Source organism: Streptomyces sp. NPDC048462 (assembly GCF_043200175.1).
GTDB lineage: Bacteria > Actinomycetota > Actinomycetes > Streptomycetales > Streptomycetaceae > Streptomyces.
In genome coordinates, this window is the sequence record NZ_JBICXG010000013.1 from 17,667 (window position 1) to 30,160 (window position 12,494).

Annotated in this window: 9 protein-coding genes and 1 tRNA gene; 6 read left to right on the forward strand and 4 right to left on the reverse strand. The window is 72.2% G+C overall.

Annotation, left to right across the window (positions count from 1 at the left end; all coding sequences use genetic code 11):
• Positions 1-4 precede the first annotated feature (4 nt).
• The 5 genes from ACGFU6_RS21895 to ACGFU6_RS21915 all read left to right on the forward strand — a co-directional run bounded on the left by ACGFU6_RS21895 (position 5) and on the right by ACGFU6_RS21915 (position 7,445).
• Entirely contained in the window at positions 5-1,720 is a 1,716-nt protein-coding gene (locus ACGFU6_RS21895; RefSeq protein WP_393613040.1) for an ABC transporter permease subunit, read from the forward strand.
• Positions 1,717-2,982, forward strand: a complete 1,266-nt coding sequence (locus ACGFU6_RS21900; protein ID WP_393613042.1) for an MFS transporter — start codon at positions 1,717-1,719, stop codon at positions 2,980-2,982. Before ACGFU6_RS21895 ends, ACGFU6_RS21900 begins: the two co-directional genes overlap by 4 nt.
• 77 nt (positions 2,983-3,059) lie before the next feature.
• A complete protein-coding gene (cysS, locus tag ACGFU6_RS21905; protein ID WP_393613043.1) occupies positions 3,060-4,463 on the forward strand; it encodes a cysteine--tRNA ligase in 1,404 nt (467 codons plus the stop codon).
• Positions 4,464-4,546: 83 nt separating this feature from the next.
• Positions 4,547-5,503: a 23S rRNA (guanosine(2251)-2'-O)-methyltransferase RlmB gene (rlmB, locus tag ACGFU6_RS21910; RefSeq protein ID WP_393613045.1), complete on the forward strand. Its 957-nt coding sequence runs from the start codon at positions 4,547-4,549 to the stop codon at positions 5,501-5,503.
• Positions 5,504-5,729: 226 nt separating this feature from the next.
• On the forward strand, positions 5,730-7,445 hold the full coding sequence (locus ACGFU6_RS21915) for a DoxX family membrane protein (RefSeq protein WP_393613047.1): 1,716 nt from the start codon (positions 5,730-5,732) through the stop codon (positions 7,443-7,445).
• 114 nt (positions 7,446-7,559) lie between these two features.
• On the opposite strand, the gene ACGFU6_RS21920 is transcribed toward ACGFU6_RS21915, so the two are convergent.
• The 3 genes from ACGFU6_RS21920 to ACGFU6_RS21930 all read right to left on the reverse strand — a co-directional run bounded on the left by ACGFU6_RS21920 (position 7,560) and on the right by ACGFU6_RS21930 (position 10,071).
• Positions 7,560-8,270, reverse strand: coding sequence for an NDP-sugar synthase (locus tag ACGFU6_RS21920; protein ID WP_393613049.1), 711 nt, complete (start codon positions 8,268-8,270; stop codon positions 7,560-7,562).
• A gap of 35 nt (positions 8,271-8,305) precedes the next feature.
• On the reverse strand, positions 8,306-8,719 hold the full coding sequence (locus ACGFU6_RS21925) for a hypothetical protein (RefSeq protein ID WP_393613051.1): 414 nt from the start codon (positions 8,717-8,719) through the stop codon (positions 8,306-8,308).
• A 215-nt stretch (positions 8,720-8,934) separates the two neighbouring features.
• A complete protein-coding gene (locus ACGFU6_RS21930) occupies positions 8,935-10,071 on the reverse strand; it encodes an ABC transporter ATP-binding protein (RefSeq protein ID WP_393613053.1) in 1,137 nt (378 codons plus the stop codon).
• 182 nt (positions 10,072-10,253) lie between these two features.
• On the opposite strand from ACGFU6_RS21930, the gene ACGFU6_RS21935 reads away from it, so the two are divergent.
• Positions 10,254-10,327: transfer RNA gene (locus ACGFU6_RS21935), tRNA-Thr, on the forward strand.
• Between the two features lie 322 nt (positions 10,328-10,649).
• Here ACGFU6_RS21935 and ACGFU6_RS21940 read toward each other — a convergent pair.
• Positions 10,650-12,476, reverse strand: a complete 1,827-nt coding sequence (locus ACGFU6_RS21940; RefSeq protein ID WP_393613055.1) for a glycoside hydrolase family 15 protein — start codon at positions 12,474-12,476, stop codon at positions 10,650-10,652.
• Positions 12,477-12,494: the final 18 nt, after the last annotated feature.

Here is a 12,494-nt window from a genome sequence, read left to right on the forward strand (position 1 = left end):
CCGGGTGAAGTACCTCGCCGGACGCCTCACCGCGCTCCTCGCGGTCCTCGCCGTCATCGGCCTGCTGCCCCGGCTGACCAGCACCGACCCCGCCCGCACGATCCTGCGCGCCCGGTACGCCGACCGGCCGCCGACCCCCGAGACCCTCGACGCCATCCGGGCCGGGACCGGGCTCGACGGTGGCCCCCTCCACGTCCTCGGCCGCTGGTTCGGCGGACTCGCGCGCGGCGACCTCGGCACCTCCTGGGTCTCCGGGCAGCCCGTCGCCCCCGACGCGATGTCCGCCCTGGGCGTCTCGCTCACCCTGATGGGCGTCTCCCTCGCCGTCGCCCTGGTCCTCGCCGCCGCGCTCGCCGCCGGGACCCTGCGGCGCGGGGCGGCCCGCCGCAGCGTCACCACCCGTGCGGGCGTCGGTGCGGCCGTCCTCGCCGCCTTCCCCGAGTTCCTGATCGCCGCCGTGCTCGCCGCGGTCGTCGCGGTCCGGCTCGGCTGGCTCCCCGCACTCGGCTGGGGCACCCCCGGGCAGACGGTGCTGCCCGCCCTCGCCATGGGCATCCCGGCCGGCGCCCTGCTCGGCCGGCTGCTCGACGACGCACTGCCCGCCGCCTTCGCCGAACCCTGGGCCCGCGCCGCCACCGCCGCCGGACTGCCCGGAACCCGGATCGCCCGGCACGCCCTGCGCCGCACCCTGCCCGGCCTGCTGCCCCAGCTCGGCCTGATCGTCGTCGGCCTCACCGGCGGGGCCGTCGCCGTCGAGACCCTCTACGCGATCCCCGGCCTCGGCTCCGCCGCCCTGGCCGCCGCACTCGCCCAGGACCTCCCGGTCCTCCAGGCCTGCGTCCTGATGCTGCTGCTCCTCGGCGTCGCGGCCGGACTCGCCGCCCGCCTCGCCTCCCGCACCCTGCTCGGCCCCGCCCTGCACGACGGCGCCCTGCCGGCGCTTGTCCCGCCCGCCGCCCGCGCACGCCGGTCGCTGATCGCCGGCGCACTCCTCCTCACCGTGCTCTTCGCCGCCGTCACCGTCGCCGGACTGCTGCGCGACCCCCTCCAGATCGACGCCGCCGCCCGCCTCGCCGGACCGTCCACCGCCCACCCCCTCGGCACCGACTCCCTCGGCCGCGACATCCTCGCCCGCCTCGGACACGGCGCCGCCCGCACCGTCCTCACCGCGCTGGCCGTCTCCGCCGCCACCCTCCTCATGGGCCTCGCCCTCGGAGCCGTACGCGCCGGAGCGCTCACCGAGACCGCCAACGCGCTCCCCGCGATCCTCACCGGGCTCGTCGTCGCCGGCATCGCCGGACCCGGCCCCTGGAGCGCCGCCGCAGCCGTCACCGCCGTCGCCTGGGCACCACTGGCCGCGCACACCGGCGCCCTCTACGCCCAGGAACGCGCCGCCCCGCACATCGCCGCCGCCCGCGCACTCGGCGCCGGACGCGCCCACCTGCTGCGCCGCCACGTGCTGCCGGGCGTACTGCCACCCGTCGTCCGCCACGCCGTCCTGCGCGTCCCCGCCATCGCGCTGGCCCTCGCCTCCCTCGGCTTCCTCGGCCTCGGCACCGCGCCCCCGTCGCCCGAATGGGGCCGGATGCTCTCCGAGAACCTCCCCTACGCGGAGCGCGCCCCCTGGGCCGTACTCGCCCCCGCCGCCGCGCTCGCCGCCCTCGGCGCGACGGCCGTCCTCGCGGCCGCCGCCGTCCGGCACCGCAAGGGTGCCGCGTGAACGCCGCCCCGCCCCCCGCAGCCCACGCCCCGGACCGCTACCTCCGCCTCCTCACCACCACCCAGTTCGCCTTCAACACCGGCTTCTACGCCGTCCTGCCCTACCTCGCCACCCACCTCGGCACCGGCCTCGGCATGGCCGGCTGGCTCGTCGGCCTGGTCCTCGGGCTGCGCACCTTCAGCCAGCAGGGCCTCTTCGTCATCGGCGGCGCACTCACCGACCGCTACGGGCCCCGCCCCGTCGTCCTCGCCGGCTGCGCCCTGCGCATCGCCGGATTCGGCTGGCTCGCCTTCGCCGGCTCCACCGCGACCGTCATCGGCGCCGTCCTGCTGACCGGACTCGCCGCCGCGCTGTTCTCACCCGCCGTCGAGTCCGAGACCGCTCGCGAGGCCGTCCGCCACGAGCGGGCCACCGGCACCCCGCGCGCCCAGGTGCTCGCCCGGTTCTCCGCCGCCGGACAGGCCGGGGCCTTCATCGGACCGCTCCTCGGCTCGGCACTCCTGCTCCTGGGCGGCGGGCTCAGGGCCGCCGCCCTCGCCGGCGTCCTCGTCTTCGTCGCCGTACTCGCCGCGCACGCCCGGCTGATGCCGCGCCGGGCGCCCGTGGCCCGTACGGCAGGCAACCGGGGCTCCGTGCGCGAGGTCTTCGGCAACCGGCCGTTCCTGCTGCTGTGCCTCACGTACAGCAGCTACCTCGTCGCCTACAACCAGCTCTACCTCTCGCTCCCCGCCGAGGTGCGGCGCGCCACCGGATCGCAGGCCGCGCTCGGCGCGCTGTTCGCGCTCTCCTCGCTGCTCGTCGTCTGCGCCCAGTTGCCGGTGACCCGCTGGGCCGCCCACCGCCTCGCACCCCGCACCGCACTCGTCGCCGGGCTCGCCACCGTCGCCGCCGGGTTCGCCGCCGTGCCACTGACCCCGGACGGGCCCGCCGGACTGCTGCCCTCGGCCGTGTTCGTCGTCCTGCTCACCCTCGGGCAGATGCTGCTGGTGCCGGCCGCCCGCGGCCTCGTACCCGACCTCGTCGACGACCGGCACCTCGGACTCGCCACCGGAGCGCTGTCCTCCGTATCCGGCGTGGCCGTACTCGCGGGCAGCGCCGCCACCGGGGCGCTGCTCGGCGCCCCCGCACCCGTCCGGTGGGCGGTGCTCGCCGCCGTCCCCCTCGCGGGCGCCGCCCTCGCGCTGACCCTCCCGGCGGGCGCGGAGACGAAGCGGAACGCGACCGGACCCGGGCCGGGGGAGCCGGTCCGGCCCGTACCGTGACGACGGACCCCGACAACTGCCGCCGCATTCCCCCAAGGGGTCGCGGGGCACTGGTGCGCGCCCACTACCCTTGAGGCGTGACTATTCGCCTGTACGACACCAGCGCCCGGCAGATCCGTGACTTCGTCCCGCTCACAGCGGGCTGTGTCTCGATCTACCTCTGCGGCGCTACTGTCCAGGCCGCCCCGCACATCGGGCACATCAGGTCCGGACTGAACTTCGACATCATGCGCCGCTGGTTCGCCCACCGCGGCTACGACGTGACGTTCGTCCGGAACGTCACCGACATCGACGACAAGATCATCCGGAAGTCGGCCGAACAGGGCCGCCCCTGGTGGGCCATCGGCTACGAGAACGAGCGCGCGTTCAACGACGGCTACGCCGCGCTCGGCTGCCTGCCGCCCACCTACGAGCCCCGCGCCACCGGCCACATCACCGAGATGACCGAGATGATGCGCGGCCTCATCGAGCGCGGACACGCCTACGCGGCCGACGGCAACGTCTACTTCGACGTGCGCTCGTTCCCCGGCTACCTGGAGCTCTCCAACCAGGACCTGGACGATCTGCGCCAGCCCTCCGGCGACGGCGAGACCGGCAAGCGCGACCAGCGCGACTTCGCCATGTGGAAGGCGTCCAAGCCCGGCGAGCCCAGCTGGGAGACCCCCTGGGGCCGAGGCCGGCCCGGCTGGCACCTGGAGTGCTCCGCGATGGCGCACAAGTACCTCGGCACCGCCTTCGACATCCACGGCGGCGGCATCGACCTGATCTTCCCGCACCACGAGAACGAGATCGCCCAGGCCAAGGGCTTCGGCGACGAGTTCGCGAAGTACTGGGTACACAACGGCTGGGTCACCATGGCCGGCGAGAAGATGTCGAAGTCGCTCGGCAACTCCGTACTCGTCAGCGAGATGGTCAAGACCTGGCGCCCCATCGTGCTGCGCTACTACCTCGGCACCCCGCACTACCGGTCCATGATCGAGTACAGCGAGGACGCCCTGCGCGAGGCCGAGTCGGCGTTCGCCCGCATCGAGGGCTTCGTCCAGCGCGTCACCGAGAAGGCAGGCGAGACGGTCGAGCCCGCCGCCGAGGTGCCGCCCGCCTTCGCCGAGGCGATGGACGACGACATGGGTGTCCCGCAGGCCCTCGCGATCGTCCACACCACCGTCCGCCAGGGCAACAGCGCGCTCGCCGCCGACGACAAGGAAGCCGCCGTCGCCCGCCTCGCGGAAGTACGTGCGATGCTCGGAGTGCTCGGCCTCGACCCGCTCGACGAACACTGGGCCGGCGAGAGCGACCGGGGCGACGACCTCCACGGCGTCGTCGACACCCTCGTACGGCTCGTCCTGGACCAGCGCCAGTCGGCACGCGAGCGCAAGGACTGGACGGCTGCCGACGCCATCCGCGACCAGCTCAACCAGTCCGGGCTCGTCATCGAGGACAGCCCGGCCGGACCACGGTGGACACTCGGCCCGCGCCAGTAGTCCTCCCGAGTGCCGCCCGGCCCGCCGGGCGGCACACTCTCACTTATACGCATGCACGTCTGAAGCAACGAAACAGGTAGGTCATGGCCGGGAACAGCCAGCGCAGGAACCGCCGCACGTCCAACAAGAAGGGCATGCAGGTCGGCAGCGGCGGTAACCGACGCCGTGCTCTCGAAGGCCGGGGCCCGACGCCGCCCGCCGAGGACCGCAAGAAGCACAAGAAGAACCGCATGGCGACCGCCAAGGCCAAGCAGGCCGCCAGCCGCCGCCCGGCCCCCCGCCGAGGCGGCGTCAAGGGCACCTCCGAGATGGTCGTCGGCCGCAACCCGGTCTTCGAGGCGCTGCGCGACGGCGTCCCCGCCACCACCCTGTACGTCCAGCAGTTCATCGACAACGACGAGCGGGTCCGCGAGGCCCTCCAGCTCGCCGGCCAGCGCGGCAACATCAACCTGATGGAGGCCCCGCGCCCCGAGCTCGACCGGATGACGAACGGCCTGAACCACCAGGGCCTCGTCCTCCAGGTCCCGCCGTACGAGTACGCCGACCCGCAGGACCTCACCGCCGCCGCGTACGACAACGGCCAGGACCCGCTGATCGTCGCCCTCGACGGCGTCACCGACCCGCGCAACCTCGGCGCGATCGTCCGCTCCGTCTCCGCGTTCGGCGGCCACGGCGTGGTCGTGCCCGAGCGCCGTGCCGCCGGTATGACCGCCGGAGCCTGGAAGTCCTCCGCCGGCACCGCCGCCCGTACCCCGGTCTCCCGCGTCACCAACCTGACCCGCGCCCTTGAGGCGTACAAGAAGGAAGGCATCGCGATCGTCGGCCTGGCCGCCGACGGCGAGCACACCGTCGAGGACCTCGAAGCCCTCGGCGGCCCCGTCGTCATCGTCATCGGCAGCGAGGGCAAGGGCCTCGGCCGCCTCGTCGGCGAGACCTGCGACTACCGGGTCCGCATCTCGATGCCCGGCGGCGCCGAGTCCCTGAACGCCGGTGTCGCGGCCGGCATCGTGATGTACGAGGTCGCCCGCCGCCGCGCCTGACCGGCCCGGCAGGACCTGGCAGGCCCCGGCAGGACCACCCGCACGGGCGGCGGCCGACGGAGCAGACCCTCCGCCGTCCGCCCCCTGTGCGCGGCCGTGCGCGACCGTACGCGGGGGCGCACCGGAGCGCGCGTACGCCCCACCGCGCCCCGCCACCACCGGTTGACGGGCCTCGGACACTTAGACGCCGTCAAAGCAGTGTCCTAAACACACATCACTCGGTTAGATGAGTGTGGACACCAGAACGCCTCGGTTCGACGAACAACCCGCCCTGAGCATGACCAAGGTGGACTGCGACCCTGCGCAGGTCATCGTCAACCACGCCAGCTTCCGCGTGCAGCTCGCACCCGGCCAGCGCGCACGGCTGCGCGGTGTGACCCCCGCCGCTGCGCCCAGGATCCCCGCCATGAGCGGTTCCGGAGCGGGGCGCGGCCGGCGCGCCCCCGTCGTGTGGAGCGGCAGGTCCGCCCCCGGCGACCCCGGTGCCACCGGACTGCTCCAGGCCGTACGGAACTCCACCGCGGGCCGGCCGGGCGTCCCGGGCCGCCCCGACCCCGCGTACGACCCCTACGACCCGTACGCCTCGTACGAACCCGAGGGCGGACGCGGCGCCGGCACCCAGGTCATCCCGCGCCTCGAAGAGACCCAGCCCACCCCGCTCGTGGGCGGCCCCCGCTCCGGCGGGCCGCTGCTGCCGCCGATGCGGCAGGCCGTCGGCGCGTTCGACCCGGTCGAGACCGGCGACCGTCCGTACGCCTCGGACGAATACCGCACGGACGCGTACCGCGCCGACGGATACGGCCCGGACGGGGCCGACCGCGACGACGACTTCGACGACTTCGACGACGACGACCGCGAGCGCCGCCAGAGCGGCGACTCCGTCCGGCACGCGTACTACCCCGGCCGCCGGATGAACCTCGGCGTCGTCCTGCTGCCCATGCGCGTCTTCCTCGGCTTCATCTCGATCTACGCCGGCATGGGCAAGCTCTGCGACCCCGTCTACTTCGACGGCGGCGACCGGGGCTCCATGGTCAAGTGGCTGAACTCGCTGCACCCCTGGGCGCTCGCCGAGCCGCTGCGCGAATTCGCGCTCTCCCACCCCGTCGGCGCCGGACTCAGCATCGCCTTCCTCCAGGTCGTCGTCGGCGTCCTCACCGTCCTGGGCCTCTGGCAGCGCGTGGCCGCCTCGGTCGGCGCGCTCCTCTCCGCCGCCCTCCTGGTCACCGTCAGCTGGCGCACCGTCCCCGTCTACGACGCGCCGGACATCATCTACCTCGCGGCGTGGAGCCCCCTGATCATCGCGGGCGCCCCCGTCTACTCCGTCGACGGACGCCTCGCCGGAGAGGCCTGGCGCAAGCTCGGCCCCCGCTCCGAGATCTGGGACCTCCGCCGCCGCGTACTGCGCCGGGGCGCTGTCGTCGCCACGGTCGTCGTCGGCCTCACGCTGCTCATCGGCTCCATGCTCGGCGGGGCGGTCCGCTCCTCCGGAGTCGTCACCGTTCCCGGACCCAACGGAGTCCCGACCAACCAGCTCCCCGGCTCCCCGCTCCCCGAGAAGTCCCGCAGCGGCGCCAAGGCCTCGCGCTCCCCGGCCGGGCAGCAGCCCGCCCCGTCCCGGAGCACCGCCCCCAAGGCCCCGTCCGCGCAGGCCTCCACACCGGCCACCACCGGCGGCACGGTCCGCGAGTCGGGCCAGGCGACGGCGGGCACGGGCAGGCCCAGCGAGACCCAGGGCACCGGCCAGCAGCCCCCGCGGCAGACCACCCCCCAGCAGCCCCCGAGCACCACCAGCGCCGGCCCCAGCTCCGCCGGACCCACCGGAGGCGCCGGCGGCACCACCGCGGGCGGCGCGGACCCGGCCCCCGGCGCGGACGGCGCCCCCGACGGCTCCTCGGGCGGAGGCGGAGGGGGCAAGAACCCCCTCGGCGGTCTCCTGGGCTGAGCGCCTCCAGGAGCACACGGCACAGCACAGCGAGGGGCGGGCACCGGATCGATTCCGGTGCCCGCCCCTCGCACTGTCTTCCCTGCCTCCACGCGCCCCCGGAGGCGGGGGGCCCTACCGCCCGTCCAGCTCCTTGGCCGCCTCCGTGAGGTCCTTGGCGGTGTCGATGGCCCGCCAGTAGGCCCCGTGCGGCAGGGGATAGCCGGCCAGCCTGCGCTCCCGCGCGAGCCGGGGGAACGTCGTCCGCTCATGGTCGCCCCGGTCCGGCAGCATGTCCGTGAACGCCGGGGAGAACACGTACACCCCCGCGTTGATCAGATACGGCGACGGCGGCGACTCGATGAAGTCGGTGATGTGCCCGAACGCGTCCGTCTCCACCGCACCCCACGGAATCCGGGGACGGGCCAGCGCCAGCGTCGCGGTCGCATCACGCTCCGCATGGAACGCGGCCATCTCACGCAACGAGAAACGGGTCCAGATATCACCGTTGGTCGCGTACCAGGGCTGCTCCGGATCGGGCAGCCGGGCCGCCGCGTACTTCAGCCCGCCGCCGCGCCCCAGCGGTTCGGACTCCACGACGGTGGTGACCCGCAGCGGCAGCACCGCCGCGGCCAGCCATTCCTGCAGCACCTCGGCGAGGTGCCCGCACGACACCACGGCGTCGGTCACGCCCTCGGCGGCCAGCCAGGAAAGCTGATGGCCGATGATCGGAGTCCCGGTACCAGGGATCTCGACCATCGGCTTGGGGCGGTCATCGGTGTACGGGCGCAGCCGCGACCCCTGGCCACCCGCCAGGATCACGGCCTGCGTCGGAAACGTATGCATGCCAGGCACGATATGCCGTGCCCGTACGGGGCCGGTCAGCTGAACTGCGCGACCCCCGAGGCGAACGACGTGTCGCAGACGGGACGCGAGAAGCGGTGCGCCCGGGTCGGGCCGTACTGCTCGACCGCGGCCTTGCCCAGCGCCTTCGCGATGGACATGCAGTGCCTCGCGAGTGAGGGACGCCCCTCGACGGCACGCTGGAGATCCGTCAACGCGGCGGCGGGGTCCTTCTCCTGGAGCTCCAGGAGGAGCTTGTCGCGCAGGATGTCCTGCGGGGTGCGCGGCTTGGCGCGCTTGGAGACGGTCTGGGCCGAGGCGGTGAGCATCTGCGAGTCGGAGTTGCTGGCTGCCCACGGCACGGCGGTGACCGCGAGGGTCCCGGACAGAACCATGAAGACAGGCAGTACGAAAGCGAGAGTTCGGCCGATGCGGCGCGCGGTGTGGGTCACGCAGTGAGCGTAGCGGGCAGTGATGACTTGGCGACATTACGTCACTCGCGCGAGGGATGGTTCGAGAGTGTTTTTCGAATCCCGTGTTGACGAACCGGAGCGAAATGACCGTTGTGCCGGGGGTTTTGAGGTGGCCGCCCCAAACCCCCGGAAACGCGCGTCGGCCCCGCACGGAGAGCGTGCGGGGCCGACGTCGTACAGCGGGCGGTGCGAAATCAGTCGGTGAGGCGCTCACCGGTCGAGGTCGCGAAGACGTGCAGCTCGTCCGGGCGCGGCACGACGTGCAGCTTGGTGCCCTTCTCCGGAACCGCGCGGCCGCCGACGCGGACGACGAGGTCCTTGTGCTCGCCGCCGACCTCGGCCGCACCGTAGACGAAGCCGTCGGCGCCGAGCTCCTCGACGACGTTGACCGAGACGGCCAGACCGGCCGGGGCGTCGGCGGAGTCCTTGGTGAGGGACTTCGCGGCGGAGCCGCCGTGCTCGACGATGTCGAAGTGCTCGGGGCGGATGCCGACCGTGACGGTCGTGTCGCCGCGGTCCGCGGCGGCGGTGAGCGCCTCGCGGGAGACCGGGACGACGCTGTTGCCGAACTTCACGCCACCATCGGTGATCGGGACCTCGACCAGGTTCATCGCGGGGGAGCCGATGAAGCCGGCCACGAAGAGGTTCGACGGCCTGTCGTACATGTTGCGCGGCGAGTCGACCTGCTGGAGCAGACCGTCCTTGAGGACCGCGACGCGGTCGCCCATGGTGAGGGCCTCGACCTGGTCGTGGGTGACGTACACGGTCGTGATGCCCAGGCGGCGCTGGAGCGAGGCGATCTGCGTACGGGTGGAGACACGGAGCTTGGCGTCGAGGTTCGACAGCGGCTCGTCCATGAGGAAGACCTGCGGCTCACGGACGATGGCACGGCCCATCGCGACACGCTGACGCTGACCACCGGAGAGCGCCTTCGGCTTCCGGTCGAGGTAGTCGGTGAGGTCCAGCATCTTGGCGGCCTCTTCGACCTTCGCCCGGATCTCGGTCTTGTTGATACCGGCGATCTTCAGGGCGAAGCCCATGTTGTCCGCGACGGACATGTGCGGGTACAGCGCGTAGTTCTGGAACACCATGGCGATGTCCCGGTCCTTCGGCGGCAGGTGCGTGACATCGCGGTCACCGATGCGGATCGCGCCGCCGTTGACGTCCTCGAGACCCGCGAGCATGCGCAGGGAGGTCGACTTGCCACAACCGGAGGGACCGACGAGGACGAGGAACTCGCCGTCCTCGATGTCGATCTCGAGCTGGTCAACCGCGGGCTTCGTGGAGCCGGGGTAGACGCGGGACGCCTTGTCGAACGTGACACTGGCCATGCTGAATCTTCTCCTCAACCGGCAGGAACGTGCCGGACGATCCGTTGTAAAGGGAGTGGTCTGGTCCACCTGGGTGAACCATCAGCGACGCTACCTGGCCATTTCGGATCTGTCTGTAGTTCTTGGGGAGCGAAATCCCTGCACGGCCCCGGGGCGGGGTTGGTTACACTGATCCCCAACGCGCCTCCTTAGCTCAGCTGGCCAGAGCAACGCACTTGTAATGCGTAGGTCATCGGTTCGAATCCGATAGGGGGCTCCGTGAAAACCCAGGTCACATAGCCCGTGACCTGGGTTTTCTGTTGGTCAGGGCTTGACGGGTCACACGGTCGGGGTGCTGTGGCTCTGCCTGCGTGAGCGGAGCCGCTCGGGGACCTGCTTCTCGGCCTCGGCCTTGCGCTGGAGGGGACGAGCTTCGCGATGACGAGTGAGGCGCCGGCCTTGGGCTGGGCGAGTAGTCCGGCGGCAGGATGCGGGACCAGGTCACGGCGCGGCGGGTCGTCGTCGGGACCGTGCCTGTCTGTTCTGCCTCCGTCGAGGTGGGCGTCGGTGAGGCCGAGCCAGTACGACGAGTCCTGGCGTCAACGTTTCTTTCCCGCCTGTTCGGCGTGGTGGATGGCTCGGGCCGCGTTGATGAGGCCGATGTGGCTGAATGCCTGGGGATAGTTCCCAAGGGCCTCCCCGGAGGCGGGGGAGATCTCTTCGGCGAGGAGGCCGACGTCGTTGGCGCAGGCAAGGGCGGTTTCGAAGACCGTGCGGGCGCGCCGCACATCGCCGATCAGGGCCAGGGCATGGGCGAGCCAGAAGGTGCAGAGCACGAACGCCCCTTCGTCGGATGCGAAGTCGTCCCGGAGGTAGCGGCGTACCTGTCCGCGTGTGTCCGACAGCTGGTCCGCGACCGCTGACACCGTGGAGCGAATGCGGGGGTCGTGGCCGGGAAGGAATCCGACGAGGGGAAGCATGAGGACGGAGGCATCGAGCTCGTCGGATCCGAACGCTTGGGTGAAGGCGCCGAGGTGCTGGTTCCACCCTTCGGATTCAATGGCTGTGCGAATGATCTCGCGTGTTCGGCGCCAGGCTGCGACGCGTTCGGTCGTCGCGCCGAGCGCGGGCGCGAGGTCGATGGCGCGGTCCAGGGCGACCCAGCACATCAGTTTCGAGTAGAGAAAATGCCGGCTGGGGCCTCGCACTTCCCAAATGCCCTGGTCGGGCTCCTTCCAGCGTCGAGCAGCGGTCTCGGCGGCTTGCAGGAGGAAGGTGCGGGTGGGCTGGTCGAACCACTCGGTGCGGGGGTGGGTCTGGTGTGCGGCGTCGAGCAGTTCGCCGTATACGTCGAGTTGGTGCTGGTGCCAGGCGTCGTTGCCGGTGCGGACCGGTTTGCTGCCCCGCCATCCCGAGAGGTGGGGCAGGGTGCGTTCGCTGAGGTCTCTTTCGCCGCCGATGCCATACATGACCTGCAGGTCGACGCCTCGTTCCAGCTGGGTGGCCGCCGCCTGCGCGAGGAATCCGAAGTAGGCGGCCTTCTCCCTGTCGCAGGCGGAGGTGGACAGGGCCTGGAGAGTGAAGCTGGCGTCGCGTACCCAGGTGTAGCGGTAGTCCCAGTTCCGGTCGGCTCCGATGCTTTCCGGGAGCGAGGTGGTGGCGGCCGCGACGATTGCGCCGGTGGGTGTGAAGGTCAGCGCTTGCAGCACGCGCCCGCTGTGGGCAACCTGGTCCTTCCACCGGCCTTGATAGCCCCGATGGATCCGCGTCCAGGATTTCCATCCTTTGATCGTGTCGTTCAGCCGCCGGTGGATGCGCCCGGCTCGCCAGGGTTCCGGGTGCGCTTCGCCCCAGGCGGGCAGGGACGACAGCGCGAACCCGAGCCGCCTGCCCGCCCTCAGTACGGTCTCACCGTGTGCCGTCGAGCCGTCGATCCTCAGCGGGACCGGTGCGGACAACACGAGGCGCTGCGCGCCTCCGTACGCGCTGAGTCCACCCCGCACGAGAGACATCACGGGGTGGACGAGGCCGAACTCAGGGCGGGGCGCGAAGCTGGTCTCCACTGCCACCGATCCACTGACACAGGTGATCTGGCGCAGCAGGACGCCGGGGGAGGACGCTCCCAGTGCGTGCCCGCGCTCGCGGTATCCCATGGCCAGGGTGTCGAGGAGAACCACCGTGCCCGAGGGGGTGCGGAAAGTGGTCTCCAGGGCCAGGGTCTCGGGTACGTAGCGCCGGGTGACCTCACTCGGTCCACGGGGCCGGATCGTCCAGTGCCCAGCCTCCTCGTCGAGCAGGCGGCCGAAGACCGCCGGGCTGTCGAAGCGCGGCAGGCAGAGCCAGTCCACGGAACCTGCCGTGGACACCAGCGCCGCCGAACGACAGTCGGAGAGGAGCGCGTAGTCACCGATCGGTCGCGTGCTCACGTCGGTTCTGCCTGCCGA

Bases quoted from the DNA above. Each gene is read 5' to 3' on its own strand.
- rlmB (WP_393613045.1), top strand. From the start codon at position 4,547: ATGGCCGGGAACAGCCAGCGCAGGAACCGCCGCACGTCCAACAAGAAG.
- ACGFU6_RS21920 (WP_393613049.1), bottom strand. From the start codon at position 8,270: ATGCATACGTTTCCGACGCAGGCCGTGATCCTGGCGGGTGGCCAGGGG.
- ACGFU6_RS21930 (WP_393613053.1), bottom strand. From the start codon at position 10,071: ATGGCCAGTGTCACGTTCGACAAGGCGTCCCGCGTCTACCCCGGCTCC.
- ACGFU6_RS21915 (WP_393613047.1), top strand. From the start codon at position 5,730: ATGAGTGTGGACACCAGAACGCCTCGGTTCGACGAACAACCCGCCCTG.